This is a genomic window from Chryseobacterium sp. AG844 (assembly GCF_003182335.1).
GTDB classification, from domain to species: domain Bacteria; phylum Bacteroidota; class Bacteroidia; order Flavobacteriales; family Weeksellaceae; genus Chryseobacterium; species Chryseobacterium cupriresistens.
Map to the genome: position 1 here is coordinate 92,830 of NZ_QGTV01000016.1, position 19,138 is coordinate 111,967.

Genomic DNA, 19,138 nt, shown 5'->3' on the forward strand with positions numbered 1-19,138 from the left:
ATTTATACAATGAGAAAAAGTTTATTTGCTATAGGTCTTTTAGCAATTAGTTATTCTGTTCAGGCGCAGATACTATGTCATGTTGACACTAATGCTAATATGTATGTGAGCGAAGGCACCCTAGTTTATAGCGGTGGAGGTGTACAAACAAAGGGTAATGGCCTTTTGGACGTGCATGGAAATATTATGGTTGTAGGATCTGGTACAGATGCTTTTAAGACAATTAATGCTGCCGGAACAGGTGATAAAACTGACGGTGGAAATATCATCTTAAGACTTAATACCCCTGCTTCTTTTGCTACTTCCACGTATGGCCAGCTGTACATCGATGGGCTATCCCAGTCCAACATTACGGGTATTGTAACCAAAGAGTACAGAACTACAAGTAATGGTAGTGGTAATTATTTCCAACAAGTTGCTTTGCCTTTCTATGGTAAAGCTTTAAGCTCATTATCTACTGAAGTTGGTAAGACTTTCAATACGGGGAGATACAGCAATCCGATTCTTAAGTGGGACAACGCTAATGCAGTTTCTGCACATTTTACAAATTTAGCAACTACAACTACTGATGGTCCGGGATATTATATGCTGAAAGTGACCAATAATGATTGGAATCCAAGCACACCTGCAACCGGAACAGTATTCAATATTAACGGAAAGCCATATGCTCCGTTAGCTGGAACTGTAACATTGCAGAATGGAGGAAAATCTAATTTGGGACCTTCTAATGTCGTATTCGGAGCTGGTGGTAATGCTGTGAATTCTTACAACGAAAAGTACAACACTTATTTAGATGACAGTTTTGAGTTTACTACAAGCGCATGGGCTGGAACATTTGGACAAAACTGGTATCAGTTTGGTAACCCATTCCTTACCAATTTAGATTTATCTAATATCGGATATACTGAAAGTGTTACCGGATCAGACGGAAATGCTGTAAAAAATATCTGGGGTATTGAATATAACCCGGGTACTGTTGTTACACTTCCGGGAGGTTCTACGTATGCTACAGGTGCTCAGGTGGTTACTTTTGTTACTACAGGTGATGGTGTTGCTCCAGCTGTTGGAGATGTTGATAATGTAGTAATGAAACCTATGCAGTCATTTAAAATAAAGTTAAGAGACAATACAGCTCAGACTTTAGATTTTAATACACTGAGAAGATTCAAATCAACAGCAAGAGCAGCAGGTACCCCTAACGGTGTAAATGCAGCCAGAATGGCTGGTAAAGGTACAAACAGTACAGTGAAACAGCTTGGGGTAATCGGTCTTGATGCTAATGGTAAAGAGATTTCCAGAACATATTATGTGGTTTCTCCATCATTTACAACAGGACACCAGGTTTCTACAGCTACAACAGTTCAGGCTTCAGCAGGTACCAGAATCATTGGTACTTACGAAGAAGCGCTGAATGGTGGGTATGATAACAATTATACTAATTATTGGTTATATATTAACGAAGCTAATGAGAGTAACTTCCAAGGTAAAAATGTTAAGTTAGTTAACTATAAACTTGATCAGGTTAAATCTTATAAGTTCGAGATCAGAGAAAATGCAGAACTTATTCCTGCTGGGACACACCAGTTATCTTCAGGAATTGGTTTCTATTATAAAGCGGAAAATGGAAATTTAGTACAGGCTAAACAAGGAGATGTTGTAGCGGTAACAAATGAAGAAGCTAACTTGTATTACGGTGAGCCAAGTAATATTACTTTGGCTGTAGATAAAACAGCTCCTAGTGTTTCAAGAACACTTGTTGTTTACGATCCATCAGTTACAAATTACATTGTTAGATTTGATCCAAAATGGAAAAAAGCGGACATTCAAGTTTATGATATGAGCGGTAAACTGGTAATCTCTAAAAAAGCGGTTGAAACATCCCGAGATTTTGTAATCGAGCTTGATGGCTCAGTTAAAAATTCATATGTTGTAAAAATCGTTTCTGATAAGGGAGAAACTGTTAATACTAAAATCTTAAAATAAACCACATGAAAACTATTAATAAACTAGTTCTGGCGTTTTTCCTGTTTGCTGTATCTTTAGCAAATGCCGCTCCACCACAACCAGCAATCCCGGGAGGAGGAGGAAACGGAGGAAATGGTACCGGGTCACCTGCCTCACCAATTGATATGTATGTATATGTACTTGGTATCGTAGCAATTGGATTTATTGTTTACTTTACAAAAAAGTACAAGAGCGTAAAAGCATAAAATTTTATTAAAATAATATTAAACTCTCTGATTAGTCAGGGAGTTTTTTTATTTTTACTATATGAAAAAAATTTATATGCTATCTGCAGTTTTAACTGCATTTGCTCTGCAGGCTCAATTTACTGTTACAATTCAGACTCCGGCAGATTTTAAAGATCAGGACGCTATTTTATATACATTAAACGGATCGAAAGATATTATTGTTACTAAAGAACAGAGTAAGAATAGTACGTGGACTTTTAAATATCCGGGCCATTATATGGGGATGATGAAAGTCTATTTCCCTGGCTCCAATAATACCGTAAGCTTTATTTCTGAAAATAAAAATGTCAACTTTAAACTGGATATTCAGAATAATAAAGTGAAGGATGTTATCTATCTGGATGAAGCCAATAATCTGATGAGTAAACAACAGGAGGGTTCACAAAAGAAAGAGCTTATTTTACCGGCTTTAGCACAGATTAAAGAATACTATAAAGATAATACCGACTTTGGAAAAGCGTTGAAAACAGAAATTGACAGGCTTTCCGGTGCATCAAGCTCTATTGATGCAGCGCAACACCCGTTTATTGCTTATTACAATACGAATTACAACAAGTTCCTTTCCAATTCTCCTGATTCCGTGAAAAAAGCAGATCAGGAAGAAATAATCAACTTTCTGGACAAATCCGGTGATATGCTTGAAAGCTCATCATTACTAAGACCTTTGTTGGTCGCTTATCTGAATTCAGGAGGGAATACAAACGTTACGGCGTCTGTTGATAAGTTATTGGATCGTTTAAAAGTAGAAACTCCAAGAGGGCAGACTGTATTGTCAGAATTGATTGATATTTTTGATGTCTATCAGATGGATGAATATAAGAGTAGATATCTGTCTCTTGCCAAAAATCTTAAGTGTACCATTAACGATAGACTTGCTTCTACGTTGAAATCGAACGCCAACATTGAAATGGGGGCGGTTTTCCCTAATTATAAGTTCCAGTCACCTGTTAATACCACTGCCAAATCATTACATGATATTAAAGCAGATAAAAAGGTTGTTGTCTTCTGGTCGTCCACATGTTCACACTGTGAAAGTGAACTTCCGAAACTTCTGGAAAAATACAATGACCTGAAATCAAAAAATATCCAGATTGTAGGACTGTCTTTGGATGTGGATAAGAATTCATATACCAAAAAAATCGCTGCATTTCCCTGGGTGAATGATTCAGAATTGAGAGGATGGAACAGCAGTTACACAGATTTGTATAATATTCATGCAACTCCGACGTATTTTATTTTGGATGCTAACAATAAGATAATCAGCAAACCAGATCATGTTGGAGATGTTTTAGAATATTTTAAGGTAAAATAATTTTGGAGGTAAAGAAATATTTTCTATATTTGCACCACCAAAACGGCGAGGTAGCTCAGTTGGTTAGAGCGCAGGATTCATAACCCTGAGGTCACGGGTTCAATTCCCGTCTTCGCTACAATAAACCGCAATCATTGATGTAGTGATTGCGGTTTTTACTTTTAAAAGAATTAATACTTTACTCTTTAATTCTTTCAACTCAATTTTATTTTTAATAATTTAAGTCTTCTGATGGAGTATTAAGGGAATAATTATACTTTTCAGCGCTGGTACTGAGATCATTTATTCGTCTGACGTTATTATCTCTTTTATATTCGCCTTTTTGCTGTCTTTTTTTGATGATCTTATTGTCAGTAATAGGAAATCCTTTGTTTCGCTGAATTATGGCTGTAATGGCCTGTATAAAAGGAAAAGTATATTGCGTTTCCGGAAAATAGGATCATAGAAGTGGGCATCTTAAAAATAAAGAATAAAAAACCGTCTTACGCATCTGTAAAACGGTTTTAATGTTTTTTAAAAGCTTATCAAACCTGATATCCGAGCAGCTTTCTGATCTGATAGAAGAATCTTTCAATCAGTCGCAGATCCTGTGTGACAATCTCTGCACTGCCTCTAAGCTCTTTATCGAATGTAAGTGTTTTATTGTAGCTCGTTTTTAATCCTTTTGGCAAAATCACATCTACATAGTAGTTTCCTTTATCATCAGGAATCAGGGAGATGTTCTGTACTTTTCCTTCGATGATACCGTACTCCTGGAATCTGTAGTTATCCAGTTTAATCAGAACTTTTTCACCTGGAGTTATTTTTCCTGAGTTTGTTGTAGGTACGGACATTCTGCCCACCAACTGCTCTTTATTTTTAGGAAGAATAGAAAGGATAGGTTCACCTACCTTTACGAATTGATTCTCGCCAAAAAACTGCTGAAAACTGGCAACACCGTCTGTGGATGAGATCACCAGATAGTTCAGCTCCCACTGTTTCAAAGATTTTCGCAGCTGTTCAAGAAGCTGCAGGGTTTGTGACGAGTAGGTAATTCTGTCTTTTTCTGTGTTAATGGCAGTTCCGCTTTTGGTTTTATTCAGGTTGGAGATCCCTTCATCCATTTGTGATATGGAAATTTTAATATTCTCAAGATTTTGCTGAGCCTGAAGATATTTAATTTTTTCGTTTTCAAGTTCCATAGCAGAGATAACACCCTGATTAAATAGTTCCTGAGACCTGTTGAAATTTTTCTTAGTCAGATCATACTTTATAGACTCCAGGTTTTTCTGCTGTTTTAACGTGGCAATTCTTACTTTATATTCTGAAATACTCTGATTGGCCGCCAGATTTTCGGGAGCGTATGGCTGTAATCTTGTAAAAAGGGCTTCGTCCTGAAATGCTTTTGCGAAACTGTTGTACTCACCCTGTAATTCACCAAGCTTAAATCTTGAAGCCTGGGCAATAGGGAAGGAGTATAATTGATCGGGGGTGATGGAGTCTACCAGCTTTTTAAGCTCTAAAATATCCTTATAGTTGGCTGCAGACTGCATCACCATCAGGACATCATTTTTTTTAACTTCCTGGTGGTCTTTTATGAATATTTTTTCAATTTTAGAGCTGGTTCGTGCTTCTATTTTCTCCGGAGGATTCTGAGAAGTTACAATAATAGGAGCTGGCACAAATTCCGGATATTTTATAATGTAGCTCATTAAGAGAATCAACAGCAGGATAATAAATATCACCGTATTTCCCCAGCGGATCATCCAATGCGGCGGCTGGGTAAGAATATCCTGTACGCTTTCTGAGCGGAGTTCAATATTGTCTAAAACGTCTTCTTTCATTGTTATGTAGTAAAATTTCCCCCAATATTTCAGGGGGAATATAATTTAAATAATTGGGCAGTTCCCGTCATACCATGATGGTGGCGAAGTGTCTGCATCCGGCGGGCATTCAAAGTGCTTTATGCGGCATGGTACCCAGCTGCCTAGACACCAGGATCCACAGCAGTTGTTGTCTGGAATAATAACACCTCCGCTGACAAATGTCAAATCTTTTCTCGAAAGTTTTTTAAGATTTTTCATGATTACTATTAGTTTTTATTTTTCCTACTCTGTAAGCTTTTCGGATTCCGCTATATGGTGGCTTTATCTTGGTTAATTTCCTAATTCAAGCTGATTTCTTACCAATCTGTAATATTCTCCTCTTAAGTCTACCAGCTCAGCATGGCTTCCTTCTTCTACGACTCTTCCCTGATCCAGTACAATGATTTTGTCTGCATGTCTTACTGTGGAAAGTCTATGGGCAATCACCACTGCTGTTTTGCCTTTGAAGAACTGCTCAAGGTTTTCCATGATCACTTTTTCATTATTGGCATCCAGTGCAGAGGTAGCTTCATCAAACAAAATATATTCAGGAGCTTTATAAACAGCTCTTGCAATGAAAAGTCTCTGTTTCTGGCCACCACTTACTCCAACGCCCTCATTTCCGATTTTGGTGTTATAGCTTAATGGAAGACTTTCAATAAAATCTTTGATATTGGCTATTTCTACAGCGCGTCTCAGCTTTTGTTTATCTATATGATCTTCACCAACAGCAATATTGTTGGCAATGGTGTCATTGAATACATATCCTTCCTGCATGACAACACCGCAATGATCCCTCCAGTATCTTGGAGAAATATTTTTCATATTGGTATTTCCGATTCTGATTTCACCCTGATCAGGATCATAAAACTTCATCAGCAGTTTCAATAAAGTTGTCTTTCCACTTCCACTGGCTCCTACAATTGCTGTCGTTTGCTGATAAGGTATTGTAAGGCTGAGATTTTCAAAAACCGGAACATCGGAACCAATATACCTGAACGACATATCTTTTATTTCAATATCTTGTTTCGGAACATCGGTAACATATTGCTCATTCTTATCTTCTTCATCATCTTTATCGTGGATTTCTCCCAATCTTTCAAGAGAGATTTTAGCATCCTGTGTCTGCTTGATAAAGTCGATAAGCTGAAGAAGCGGGCTGTTCAGCTGTCCGATGATATACTGAACAGACAGCATCATCCCCAAAGTAAGGTTTCCGCTTAAAACAAGTTTAGCAGAAAGAAAACTCACCAGAATATCTTTCATCTGATTGATAAAATTACCTCCCACAGACTGCCATTGTTCTAAGGATAGAGATTTTATCCTGATTTTAAATAGTTTTACCTGAAGGAATTCCCAGTCCCATCGTTTTTGTTTTTCAGCATTATGCATTTTGATTTCCTGCATTCCGTTGATAAGCTCGATGACTTTACTCTGCTCCTGAGATACCTGAGAGAATCGCTTATAATCAAGTTCTTTTCTTTTTTTCAGGAAGAAACTGATCCATCCGATATACAATACTGCTCCAACAAGATAAACAAGGAAAAGCCTGTAATCATAAAACAGTAAGACAATACTGAAAATGATAAGGTTCACCAGTGAGAATAATGTATTCAATGAAGAACTTGTAAGAAGCTGTTCAATTCTGTGATGGTCATTAATTCTCTGCATGATATCTCCTGTCATCCTGGTATCAAAGAAACTTATCGGAAGTTTCATCAATTTAATAAAGAAATCGGAGATGATCGAAATGTTAATTCTTGCTGAAAGGTGGAGAAGAATCCAGCTTCTTATGGTTTCAATTCCCATTCTTCCCAGAAATAACATAATCTGTGCAAGCAAAACCACATAGATAAAATTAATATCCTGGTTCTGGATGCCGACATCTACAATACTTTGGGTAAGAAAAGGAAATATAAGGGAAAGTAAACTCCCACCTAAAAGTCCGATCGCAAGCTGTATAACAAGTGTTTTGTACTTTAGAAGATATTTGGAAAGGAATGTAAAACTTGCCTTACTTTCTTCTGCATCAAATTCTGTTTGAAAGAATGCAGGAGTAGTTTCAAGGATCAGGACAATTCCCTCTTCTGTATTTTCGTTGGCATTTTCTCCAATCCAGGACTTGATGAATTCTTCTCTGGTATAAGTGATCAGTCCATAGCTGGGATCTGAGATATATACTTTGTTATTTTTGTCAATTTTGTATACAACTACAAAGTGATTTTTATTCCAGTGTGCTACACATGGAAATGGAACTTCTTCTTTGAGGGTATTGAAATCGATCTGGACTCCCATTGACCGGAATCCCAGATTTTCTGCGGCATCACTCAGCCCAAGAAGGCTGCTTCCTTCACGGGTGGTTTCGGAGAGGTTACGAATCTGCTGCAGGGATATACTTTTACCATAATACTTACTTACGATCCTGAGACATGTAGGACCGCAGTCTTTGGTATCTGGCTGCTTATAAAAAGGAAACTTTTTTTTCAAAACTACTACTCATTATAAAATGCCGCCAATAGATGGCGACATTTTTGCTTTAATTCAATTATAATTCAATGAAATGGTAAACTGGAAATAGTCCCATTGATCACCGTTTTTCTACTCTTTTACATCTTTTCAGATGGTTATTTTGTTTTTCCTAAGATAGTGAAATTTTTAAATGAAGAAGATTTATTTGCTAAATCTCATCATCCTCGATTAATTCATCAATAAAGAAGGTGATATCTTCGCGATCATACTTATCCGGGAACTGATATCCGTTGATGATAAAGATAGGCGTAAAGCTCAATCCTGCATTACTGTTTTCTTTAGACATCTCTACCAGCGGCTCCAGATTTTCTGAGTTTACTTTTCCTCCGGAAAGAGCATTGATTTTGCCTTCATCCTTGGTTTCAAACCATTCTTCAACAGCGTGTAAAAACTCTTTTTCAGGTTTGTTATGATAAATATGAGTTAAATCTGAAATAAGCTGTGTATATTTTTCTGGAGCTCTGTCCGGGCTGTAATTGAATCTCATCTGCAATGAAATATCATCAGGATATTTCTCCAAAAGTCCTTCCACCAATTTATGCGCATCTTTACAGAAACCACAGTATGGGTTGGAAACGATAGAAATACGAAGCTTGGCATCCCTTTTTCCAACAGCAAAAGTTTCAGTATCCTGAAATTTTATTTTTGGATTTTGTTCCATCTGATTTTTGAAAAGGTCATAGTTTCTTTTGAATCTGAGATTTTTTGCATTCGATTTTTGCAGCGTTTCTTTTTGCTCAAGAAGAGTATTGAAATAAATAACTGCCGAAAATACAAGAGCCCAAAGAATAACAGTCAATAAAAGAGTTCCCACACTGAATGACAGATTCTCGAAAAATAAACTGCTTACTACGATCTGGACTACAAGAATTGAAATGATCAAAAGACATACTCTGCAGAATGTTTTTTCTATAAATACCTGAATGTACAGAGAGTACCCGATGGCAAGTACAGAAACGAATGTAAATCCTTTTACAATATAAGCCGTAGCTGGTAAGAACAGACCTAATACAGCGAGTCCTGTAAAATAAATCAGAGAAAAATCTGCAAATTTTAAACCCAGAATACTGGTTTTATCCTGTTTTATAATTTTATCACAGGAGTTGGCTGTCTGGCTTGCTGCTGCACCTCCGCCTCCGCATATACTTCCGATAACCGTAGAGGTGTTTCCGAATTTCTGGTTGAAAATTTCCAGAGAAATATAAACTCCTGCTAACGAAAGAAGATTGAATATAGCTTCATAGATGCTTTGGCTTATCAAAGAATAAGCAAGAACGGCAGCAAAAATAATATAAAGGACCGGCTTGAAATTAAATGTCAGTTTGCTTTCTGCATTTTCTGTTTTTTCAAACAATAATACAAAGTCCGTTGATTTATTATAAAGCTCCTCTTTACCGAAAGTTTTTGCTTTTTCCGAATATACTGAATAATTGCTTCCTGACTTTTTTACAAGAGAGAATGAATTCTCAACAATGGCAATAAATTCCTCCGGAAGTTCGTCCCAATATTCTTTGTCAAGTTCATAAGCGTCATTTTTTACCCCCATAAAGTTGAGTGTGTCACTGAATGCCAGTGCAGATGGGTAATTGGGATGAGAGTTGAACTGGAAAATAAATTCCTGTTTATCTAGTTTTAGATGGTTGATTAGTTTGTCAAAAATCATATTAATATTTTTATCTAAAATACACAGATGTTTTAAATATACAAAAAAAAATCTCCTTTATTAGTGAGATATAAACGGATGTTGGTAGATTTTATTTGATCTTCAGTATTTTATTTCTTGAATCCGGATACGAAAGCAGTTCTTGGAATATGCCTTTTGTATTATTCTTTGAGTAATTGATGTTTTACTATTTTAAGCGGGATTATTTTAAGAAGGAAAGATCCATTTCCCACAGGCAGGTATTCTAAAGTTTTCATGGTTAAGCGTACATTAAATGTTGCCTGTAGGAAGTAAAAGGATCTATTAGAAAAAGTATTTCGTGTTTTTACCTGAGACAAAGATGCATTCATAACTCTGGGAATGCAAGAAAGGGATGTCGGAATTGATCAATTTTGGATAATCTATTATCCGTTCCTGTAGGATTGCGTTGATGGAATGAATTAAGAAAATAGAAAAGTGTACCATTATGCCTTTACAGGAATATAACACAAGGTCCTTTACTATTTCGATTGATTTTTATGGAAATGTAATACTTGATAATCTTTGTGGACTTTAATTCAAGCTGGGATTATTTGTCAACATATCTGATGCTAAAGAGCTTGGGAGATCATATGGTATAATGGCAGTTATGTGGAAATTTCTATTTTGAGACAATAAACGGAATCGATATAAAAATGAATGGATTTTTATCTGAGAATATCCTGGATTATGAAGTTCAGATTTTTGGAAATATCATATAAAATACTGAGGATAACTCCAACTTTAAAACATAGGAAATAAAGCTGAGAAATAATATTTTTTATGTAAACAAATGTTTTATTTTGTTATTATTTTATAGCTTGTAGTGGGTTTTACCCTTGTTTTGTTTATTAAATTTCGATATTCTATGTAATTTGTAACAAACAGAAATGAACTCAAAAAAACTTAAAAAATCATAAAGTTTTCATAAAGTTTTAAAAAAGGATAGAAATGTTTTTGTATTTATAAAATATGTCGTACTTTTACATCGCCTTGAATGAGGGAACAAGTCAAGGTAATAAATTTTTTTTCATCATTTGTGTTTTTAGAATCGTATCGCCTGATACGATTCTTTTTTTATGTTTTCTCATAGCTTAAGAGAAGATCAATAAAGTAAGAATAGGTAACAGAGCCTTCCTGCTGATTACTTTTCAGAAACAGGTTGTTAGTAAATCCAAAGAATTCATCAAGCCATCCCTGATGCTGAAAAATAAAACTTTTTTCATAAGCACGGTCTCTTTTCATGGCGGGAGAATACTGGTGAAGAATATTCTTTACAAATTCAGGATCTTTCTCCACAATAAATCTTAAAAGACTTTTTAAAGTGAAAAATTCAGTACTGTATCTCAACTCAGGATTACCGGAATGAATGCCTATTAAGTACCCTATAAAATTAGCTTCCTGCTCTCTGGCAAAGCCAAGCTGATGTGAACTTTCGTGCGCTGTGGTGAAAGGGATTAATGTATGAGGCAGCTCAGTATTATACTGGGCTTCAGCTGTAAAAGGATTATAATAGCCTAGAATTCCTGTAAAGCTCATTACATTTTTGAATAAACTAGGCTTGATGTCCAGTATCTCCGGAGCTTTTTTATCGGAAATATAAGAAGGCAGCTTGGTCTGCTGATTCAGGATTTCCTTTTGAATAGATGTAAGGTTTGTGATTATAAATACTCCGTTGCTGTCCTCCTGTGTATACTGTCGTGTTGCCTTACACTTTTTAAGATAAACAAGAGCCAGTTTTTTTGCTTTTTCTATATCCGGTTCATTCTGGCTGGAAAGTTTTTTAATAATAGGAACCTGAAAATACAGCATTCCCCAAAAGATCTGATAAATAAAATAAAAGATATTCATGACGATAAGAATTTTTCTCATCGAATCACTTCTTTGCTGCTTTTTGAATAAGGTGATGAAACAGTATAAAAGAAAAGCTCCCAGCACAATATAGATCAAATCCCCGACAGAAAATGGAACCCAGCTGAACAGCACCTGATGAAGCTCTTTCTGAAATTCAAAAAAGCGTTCAAAAAAAGAAATCATTATTTTGGATTTTGAAAATCCATAAAACAAAAGAAATTGGGCAAGTAATACACCTGCCCAAAATCTTTTTTTCTTATATATATTTGTTGTTATATTAATGACCACTGCCTTTAGATATTTTATCAAGATCAATGCCCTGGGCTTTCAGAATCCCACTTACACGGATCGCATAGAATGCAAGATAAGCAAAACAAATAACCCCTACGATATAACTGAAATGAATATTGGTAATATCTGCAACATATCCCTGTATAACGCTTACAATACCTCCTCCCATAATCATCATGATAAGGTATCCTGAACCCTGGTTAGTGTGTTTTCCAAGCCCGTTGATAGCCAATGCGAAGATACACGGCCATAGCGTAGAGCAGAAAAGACCTACACTGGTAAATGCATATACAGATACCATTCCTGTAGTGAACATCCCTATAAGTAGAGCGGTGATCCCTGCCAGAGAGAAGATCAGAAGCATTCTTGCCGGGTTTCCTTTGCTTAAAATATCACAGATAATCATTGCGATAATGATAAATCCATATACATAGAACGGAGAAAGATCATGATCGGCAATAGCGTTTACCAATAAAAATACACCGAATGCAAGATAAGGAGCTAAGAATCTTAAGATCTTTTTGAATCCTGCATTGACATCAAATGCTTCTACAGCACCTGTCCAACGGCCAATCATTAATGATGCCCAGTATAAAGAGATATAAGGTGCTACCTCTTTCGTTTCAAATCCCAAGCTTTTTTCCATATAAGCAGGAAGGTTACTGGCTGTGGAAACTTCTACCCCTACATAAACAAAAATAGCGATCATTCCCATCACCAGCTGAGGATACTGGAATGCTGACTTTCTATGTTCTCCCGGAGTTGCATCATCGGTGTCCTCAGTGTTTGTTGGAGTTACTGCAGGAAGAGAAGAGAATTTAAGCATTAAAGCTACCAGAGCAAAAGCTGCTCCTAATATCAGATAAGGTGTTTTTACACTTTCTATACTTGCTTCCGTGTTGGCAGCACTTGCAGATCCAAAAATAGCAAATGCAACGATAAGCGGTCCAATAGTAGTTCCTAAGTTATTAATCCCTCCTGCCATTGTTAGCCTCTGAGATCCCGTTTCCGTAGGACCTACTTCAATAGCAAGCGGATTAGCAACAATCTGCTGAAGAGAGAATCCTAAACCTACAATAAATAACCCTGAGATCATTAAAGGGAAAGAATGCATATTGGCAGCCGGGTAGAACAATAAGGTTCCCAATGCGGAAATCAGAAGCCCCACAATAAGACCATTCTTATATCCGATTTTATTGATCAAATCCTGTTTAAGGCTCTTTGATACAAGCATATAAATTAAAGAACCTACAGTATACGCTACATAAAAGCAGATCTGTACAAGCATACTTTCAGTTTGGGATAGATTGAAGGCTTTTTGAAAAACAGGGATCAGAATATCATTACTGGCTGCTACAAATCCCCAAAAGAAGAATACAGTAACCAACGGAATGAATTGGGCCCAATTGGTTTGTTTAGAATAATTTGACATATTTATTATAGATTTCACAAACAAATATAACTATTTCCTTTCAACGGAATACCTGATTAAGGTTTTTTTTATTGTCTCATAAGCCTCTGCTTTTGAGTCTTTTGGAGAATCTGAAGGCTCAATGATGCCATTGTAATATACCTTTACCCTTCCGGGAAAGCCTTTTGAGTTTTCAAAAGGGAACATTTCTTTAAGTCCCACAAAGGTATAAACAACGATAGGAGAATGATGTTTTGAAGACAGTATAAATGCACCGTCCTTAAAATCATCCAGGATAATAGAAGTGTCATCCGGCACACCGCCTTCAGGAAAAATCGCGATACTGTTACCTTCTTCCATCTTCTCTGCACATCTTCGGTAAACATCTGCACGGCTTTTTGCACTCGCTCTGTCTACCATTACACATATCCTTTTATATATAGTTCCGAAAATAGGAATCTTAACCAGTTCTTTTTTTCCTACAAAACAAATCGGATGATCAGGAAACAGAATACATACAAGCATGATATCCATAATAGACGTATGATTGGAGATAAAGACATAAGGGATATTTTTATCTTTTTCCTGTTCCGAAAGTTTAATCAGGTCATATCTGAAACCCATTCCGTAGAACATACCGAAACACCATAGCCTGACCAGTTTATAGCCGTATTTATAATGCTTTTTATTAAAGGATAAAATGTAAACCGGGATCCCAATAATAACTGTCAGAAAAAATGCCAACAGCAGCAACCAGAATCTCCAGAGATAATTTAAAATTTTTGTCACAGCCTAACCGTTAAAAATTACTTTCTTTTTTATCGAATAATTCAGAATGGAAACCAGCAATATTGCTGCAATTTTACTGATCATTTCCGGGCTCAAGGTATAAAAAAATAAATTGATATTATCTTTAAATACGAAACTGTAAAATACCTGGAAAAAACCTAAGCTGAGTAATGTTGAAAAAAAAGATACTACCATAAAATAAGCAAATTCTTTTCTCTTCGAATGTTTTCCCCTTTCAAATACAAACCAGATGCTCAGAAAATAATTGGTAATAATCCCGCAGCTCGTGGAAAAAATGTTGCTTAAAGGATAGTGTACTCCGTAGAAATTGGTTTCCTTTACAAAGAAGTGCGGAAGATAGGTGCTGAAAATCTTAAAGCTTCCTATTTCTACAATGGCACTCAGTCCTCCTGCAATGATGAAGAACAAAACCTGTTTCTGGCGTAAGAGTATTTCTTTCATTTAATAAGTATAAAACTAAACATCTTTGTACATATCGGACAGTCTGCCAGGTTGATTTATCTCTCACAATATAAACACCTTAGAAAATTTCTTCTGTTTATAACGGTTTTTAAATCCCAGCAGTTATACCGCTTGACAATATGAATATGCAAATTTATAACTATATGTTAAACACTGAAAAAAGTTGTTAAAATATTTTTTTTAATAAAAATTATTTCTAATTTTAATATTCAGAATGATGTAATAAAGACCTGATAATAAATTCATTTTCAACTCCTTGTGTTGATGGTTTTTTCTATCTTGTAGTGCACGGTTAAGAGCATATACTCCAACTTTTTTATGACCCAATTATTAATAATATTTGTATGAAACGTCAAAACAAATACAGAAAATTCCAGCTTCAACAGAAAAATATTGAGGCTCTTGAGAAAGAAAATTCCCGCTTCAAAAGAGTGTATTCAGAGTATGAAAATATGTCAAACGAATTGTGGAATCTTGAAAACTCCACTGGCGATCCGGTGCCTGATGATTTTATCAATGCAATGGAATTACAGACTTCCTATCTTGAAGATGAAATAGAAGATTGGCTTTTACAATTCAATGAAAAAAAAACACAAATCAAACATTAATGATTTTAGACAGCTTCCAGGTTGTTTTTAAATGCTAATTGAAGATAAATTCATAATTTAGCACCCTTAAATTAAAATCTAAAATATGGTTGCTATTGTAGATAGTGGTTCTACTAAAACGGATTGGGTAATTCTTGATGACTTTAAAAAAGTTTTTCTGAAAACAGAAACCATCGGTTTCAATCCGAATTTTATCAACAGAGAACTTATCGCTCCTGAAATACAGAAAAATAGCAATCTGATATCGGTTAAAAATTCAATTACCAAAGTCTTTTTTTATGGTTCCGGATGCGGAGTGAAAAAAAACTGCGAAACCATAGAAGAAGAGCTGACAAAAGTTTTTGGAAAAGCAGAGATTATTGTGAAGGAAGATCTGATGGCTGCAGCCTATGCAGCATACAGTGGAAAACCTGCTATCGTGTGCATTCTCGGCACAGGATCTAATTCCTGTTTTTTTGACGGTGAAAATGTGAAGATAGAATTGCCTTCGCTGGGATTCCTGATCGGGGATGAAGGAAGCGGCAGTGCTATCGGAAAGCAGCTGGTACGCAGATATTTTATGAAAAAACTGCCTGCGGATCTTCATAAAGAATTTGAAGCAGATTATCAGCTTACCGTAGAAGATGCATTGAAAAACATGTATCACACGCCGAGACCCAATGCATATCTGGCGAATTTTACCAAATTTGTAATCGAAAGAAAAGATCATCCTTATTTCAAAGATATGGTTTTTGAAGAAATGAAAAGTTTCTTTGAATACCAGGTTCTTCCTTATGAGGAGGCGCATGATGCCGAGATCAATTTTATTGGCTCCATCGCTTATTATTATGAAAATATACTACGTTCTGTAGCTGCAGAACTTAATTTAAATGTGGGACATGTTGTGCAGAAACCAATTGAAAGCTTAGTAGATTACCACATTAAATATATACTTTAACAAAAAACAAAATTTTATGTCAAGTAACAACAATCGTGACGAAAAGAACTTTAGCCAGGCAGCGCTAGATTATCATAAAGCAGAACCCAAAGGAAAAATTGAAGTTATCCCGTCAAAGCCACACTCTTCCCAAAGAGATTTATCATTGGCTTACTCTCCGGGAGTAGCGGTTCCTTGTATGGAAATTCATGATAAGCCGGAAACTGTATATGATTATACGGGAAAAGGAAACCTGGTAGCAGTCATTTCTAACGGTACTGCCGTACTTGGACTGGGAGACATCGGTGCTGAGGCTTCAAAACCGGTAATGGAAGGGAAGGGACTATTATTCAAGATCTTTGCAGATATCAACGTTTTTGATATTGAGATCGATGAAAAAGATCCGGATAAATTTATTGAAATCGTAAAAGGAATTGCTCCTACTTTCGGAGGAATCAATCTTGAAGATATTAAAGCTCCTGAAGCTTTTTATATAGAACAAAGACTGAAAGAGGAGTTGAATATTCCTTTGATGCACGATGACCAGCACGGAACAGCTATTATCTCAGCTGCTGCGTTGATCAACTCTCTGCAAATTGCCAATAAAGATATTGATAAAGTAAAAATGGTGGTGAACGGAGCTGGTGCTGCAGCTATTGCATGTACCAAGCTTTATATTTCATTAGGACTGAAAAAAGAAAACGTTCTGATGTGTGACAGTAAAGGCGTAATCAATCATAAAAGAGAAAACCTTACTCCTGAAAAATTAGATTTCATCGCTCAGACAGATATCGAAACATTAGAAGATGCTGTAAAAGGATCTGATGTTTTTGTAGGATTGTCAAAAGGAAACGTAATGACTCCTGAGATGTTGCAGAGCATGAATGAAAATCCTATTGTATTTGCTCTTGCCAACCCTGATCCGGAAATTGCTTATGATCTTGCACTGGAGACCCGTAAAGATGTGATCATGGCTACAGGTAGAAGTGATTATCCTAACCAGGTCAACAACGTATTGGGATTCCCTTATATCTTCCGTGGAGCATTGGATGTACAGGCTACAGGAATTAATGAAGCCATGAAACTCGCTGCGGTACACGCTATTGCTGATCTTGCAAAAGAACCGGTACCGGAAGCTGTAATTTTAGCATACAATGTTCAGAACCTTCAGTTTGGAAGAGAATACTTTATTCCAAAACCATTTGATAACAGACTGATCACAAAAGTATCAAGCGCTGTAGCAAAAGCAGCTATTGAAAGTGGTGTTGCCAGAAAAACCATTACGGATTTTGACGAATACGAGCACCAGCTTTTAGACAGAATGGGTAGAGATGAAAGATTGGTAAGAATGATGCAGAGCCGTGCGAAATCCAATCCGAAAAGAATTACCCTTGGAAATGCTGAAGAATACAATGTATTGAAAGCTGCCCAGATTCTTTATGAAGAAGGAATTGCTTACCCAAGCCTTTTAGGGGACAAAAAATACATCAAGGAGCAGATGGAGCGTTACGGAATTACTCTGGATGTTCCGATCATTGATCCAAGTGATGACGATCAGAAAGAAAACAGAAAAAAATACAGAGAAACTCTTTGGAAACTTCGTCAGAGAAAAGGAATGAACGAGTACAAAGCGAAGAGATATGTACGCCAGAGAGACTATTTCGGACCTTTGATGCTGAAACATGGTGATACAGACGGACTTATCGTAGGATTCTCTAAAAACTATACTTCTGTTTTACGTCCTGTTTTAGAAGTTATTGAAAAAGATAAAGGAGTAGATAAAGTAGCGGCCATGATGATGATCTTGTCTGAAAAGAAGCCTATTTTCTTCGCAGATACTTCGATCAACCAAAACCCTACAGCAGAAGATCTTGTGAATATTGCTAAAATGGCTGAATTTACAGTAAAGTCTTTTGCGATTGAACCAAGAATTGCAATGCTTGGATTTGAAAACTTTGCTGCGATTTCTGAAACTTCCAAGAAAGTAGCAAAAGCAGTAGGAATCCTTCATGAAAAATATCCGAAAATGGTTGTGGATGGTGAAATTCAACCTGATTTTGCAATGAACGCAGACCACCTGAGCGATTATCCATTCTCAAAATTAGGAACTACTCCTGCCAACACATTCATCTTCCCGAATCTGGAAAGTGCAAACCTTTCTTACAAAATTCTGAGAGGTATGAAAGTAGCACAGGTTATCGGACCTATCTTAATGGGATTAAAGCAGCCGGTACACGTACTTCAGATGCGTTCAAGCGTTGATGAGATCGTAAACCTTGCTACCATTGCTGTTCTTGATGCTCAAAGAAGAGAGAAGAAATAATACAGAACTGATGGCATCACTCGAAATAAATAATCCATCTTTCTTATTTCAAAATTGACACTTTAAACCGTGTACAGATAGTAAAAAGGCTCCATATTTTGGAGTCTTTTGTTTTTCTGTTAATTCCTTGAATTCTTATTTAAAATTTAAGTTAAAAATCATTCGTACATCAAATGAAAACATTAATTAGTTTAAATTGCTATATTTGGGAGTTTTAAAAATTAATAATGATATTTTCTTTACAAGGCACTGTTCAAGAACTTACGCCTACTTACGCTGTCATCAATGTTCAAGGAGTTGGTTACTATGTGGGAATCAGTCTGATGACCTCACAGACGCTGGTTTTGAATCAGCAGACCTTTTTATTTATTCAGCAGATCATTCGTGAAGATGCTCATCTTCTCTTTGGATTTAACACACGTTCAGAAAAAGAAATGTTCAATCTGTTAATAAGCGTTAATGGAGTAGGAGCTGTTTCAGCATTGATTCTGTTGTCAACATTGAGCCTTGATGAGATTGCTTCGGCGATACTTTCCGGAAACAGTGCATTGATCCAAAAAGCAAAAGGAATTGGTGCAAAAACTGCCGAAAGGATTATCGTGGATCTTAAAGATAAAGTACAGAAATACAGCGATCCAAACGCGAACATTTCTGTGATGGTGGATAATAAAATTAAGGAAGAATCGTTATCTGCATTAGAAGTTTTAGGCATTCCTAAACGAACAAGCGAGAAGATTGCGGATAAAATTATCAAACAAAATCCAAACATCTCGGTAGAAGAATTGGTTAAACAAATCTTAAAAAACATTTAACATTTGGTGGCGAATATTAAGCATCTTAACATA

14 protein-coding genes and 1 tRNA gene are annotated in these 19,138 nt (G+C 36.2%); 8 read left to right on the forward strand and 7 right to left on the reverse strand.

Annotated features, from left to right (window positions below; genetic code table 11):
* Positions 1-9: 9 nt before the first annotated feature.
* The 4 genes from DEU40_RS15645 to DEU40_RS15660 all read left to right on the forward strand — a co-directional run bounded on the left by DEU40_RS15645 (position 10) and on the right by DEU40_RS15660 (position 3,682).
* Positions 10-1,983 (forward strand): T9SS type A sorting domain-containing protein, encoded by a 1,974-nt coding sequence (locus tag DEU40_RS15645; RefSeq protein WP_110010701.1) that lies wholly within the window; start codon positions 10-12, stop codon positions 1,981-1,983.
* A gap of 5 nt (positions 1,984-1,988) precedes the next feature.
* On the forward strand, positions 1,989-2,210 hold the full coding sequence (locus tag DEU40_RS15650) for a signal peptidase (RefSeq protein ID WP_110010702.1): 222 nt from the start codon (positions 1,989-1,991) through the stop codon (positions 2,208-2,210).
* A 61-nt stretch (positions 2,211-2,271) separates the two neighbouring features.
* Positions 2,272-3,564, forward strand: coding sequence for a TlpA family protein disulfide reductase (locus DEU40_RS15655; RefSeq protein ID WP_110010703.1), 1,293 nt, complete (start codon positions 2,272-2,274; stop codon positions 3,562-3,564).
* A gap of 44 nt (positions 3,565-3,608) precedes the next feature.
* Positions 3,609-3,682, forward strand: a tRNA-Met gene (locus tag DEU40_RS15660).
* 406 nt (positions 3,683-4,088) lie between these two features.
* On the opposite strand, the gene DEU40_RS15665 is transcribed toward DEU40_RS15660, so the two are convergent.
* From DEU40_RS15665 to DEU40_RS15695, 7 genes are all read right to left on the reverse strand, one after another.
* Positions 4,089-5,387: an HlyD family secretion protein gene (locus DEU40_RS15665; RefSeq protein ID WP_181397983.1), complete on the reverse strand. Its 1,299-nt coding sequence runs from the start codon at positions 5,385-5,387 to the stop codon at positions 4,089-4,091.
* A 312-nt stretch (positions 5,388-5,699) separates the two neighbouring features.
* On the reverse strand, positions 5,700-7,895 hold the full coding sequence (locus tag DEU40_RS15670; RefSeq protein ID WP_110010705.1) for a peptidase domain-containing ABC transporter: 2,196 nt from the start codon (positions 7,893-7,895) through the stop codon (positions 5,700-5,702).
* A 190-nt stretch (positions 7,896-8,085) separates the two neighbouring features.
* The gene (locus DEU40_RS15675; protein WP_110010706.1) at positions 8,086-9,600 is read right to left on the reverse strand and encodes a thioredoxin domain-containing protein; all 1,515 of its coding nucleotides are present in this window, start codon (positions 9,598-9,600) and stop codon (positions 8,086-8,088) included.
* Between the two features lie 1,095 nt (positions 9,601-10,695).
* Complete coding sequence (locus DEU40_RS15680) at positions 10,696-11,655, reverse strand: DUF3810 domain-containing protein (protein ID WP_317047532.1); 960 nt, start codon at positions 11,653-11,655, stop codon at positions 10,696-10,698.
* Between the two features lie 94 nt (positions 11,656-11,749).
* Positions 11,750-13,195 carry an MFS transporter gene (locus tag DEU40_RS15685; RefSeq protein WP_110010708.1) on the reverse strand — a complete coding sequence of 482 codons (1,446 nt, stop codon included), beginning with the start codon at positions 13,193-13,195 and terminating at the stop codon, positions 11,750-11,752.
* A gap of 30 nt (positions 13,196-13,225) precedes the next feature.
* Positions 13,226-13,963 (reverse strand): lysophospholipid acyltransferase family protein, encoded by a 738-nt coding sequence (locus tag DEU40_RS15690; protein WP_110010709.1) that lies wholly within the window; start codon positions 13,961-13,963, stop codon positions 13,226-13,228.
* A gap of 3 nt (positions 13,964-13,966) precedes the next feature.
* A complete protein-coding gene (locus tag DEU40_RS15695) occupies positions 13,967-14,425 on the reverse strand; it encodes a GtrA family protein (RefSeq protein ID WP_110010710.1) in 459 nt (152 codons plus the stop codon).
* Between the two features lie 365 nt (positions 14,426-14,790).
* Here DEU40_RS15695 and DEU40_RS15700 point away from each other — a divergent pair, with 365 nt between their 5' ends.
* From DEU40_RS15700 to ruvA, 4 genes are all read left to right on the forward strand, one after another.
* On the forward strand, positions 14,791-15,054 hold the full coding sequence (locus DEU40_RS15700; RefSeq protein ID WP_110010711.1) for a hypothetical protein: 264 nt from the start codon (positions 14,791-14,793) through the stop codon (positions 15,052-15,054).
* An 85-nt stretch (positions 15,055-15,139) separates the two neighbouring features.
* A complete protein-coding gene (locus DEU40_RS15705) occupies positions 15,140-15,991 on the forward strand; it encodes a BadF/BadG/BcrA/BcrD ATPase family protein (protein WP_110010712.1) in 852 nt (283 codons plus the stop codon).
* Between the two features lie 16 nt (positions 15,992-16,007).
* Complete coding sequence (locus DEU40_RS15710; protein ID WP_110010713.1) at positions 16,008-18,293, forward strand: NADP-dependent malic enzyme; 2,286 nt, start codon at positions 16,008-16,010, stop codon at positions 18,291-18,293.
* A gap of 227 nt (positions 18,294-18,520) precedes the next feature.
* Positions 18,521-19,105 carry a Holliday junction branch migration protein RuvA gene (gene ruvA / locus DEU40_RS15715; RefSeq protein ID WP_110010714.1) on the forward strand — a complete coding sequence of 195 codons (585 nt, stop codon included), beginning with the start codon at positions 18,521-18,523 and terminating at the stop codon, positions 19,103-19,105.
* The last annotated feature ends 33 nt before the right edge of the window (positions 19,106-19,138 follow it).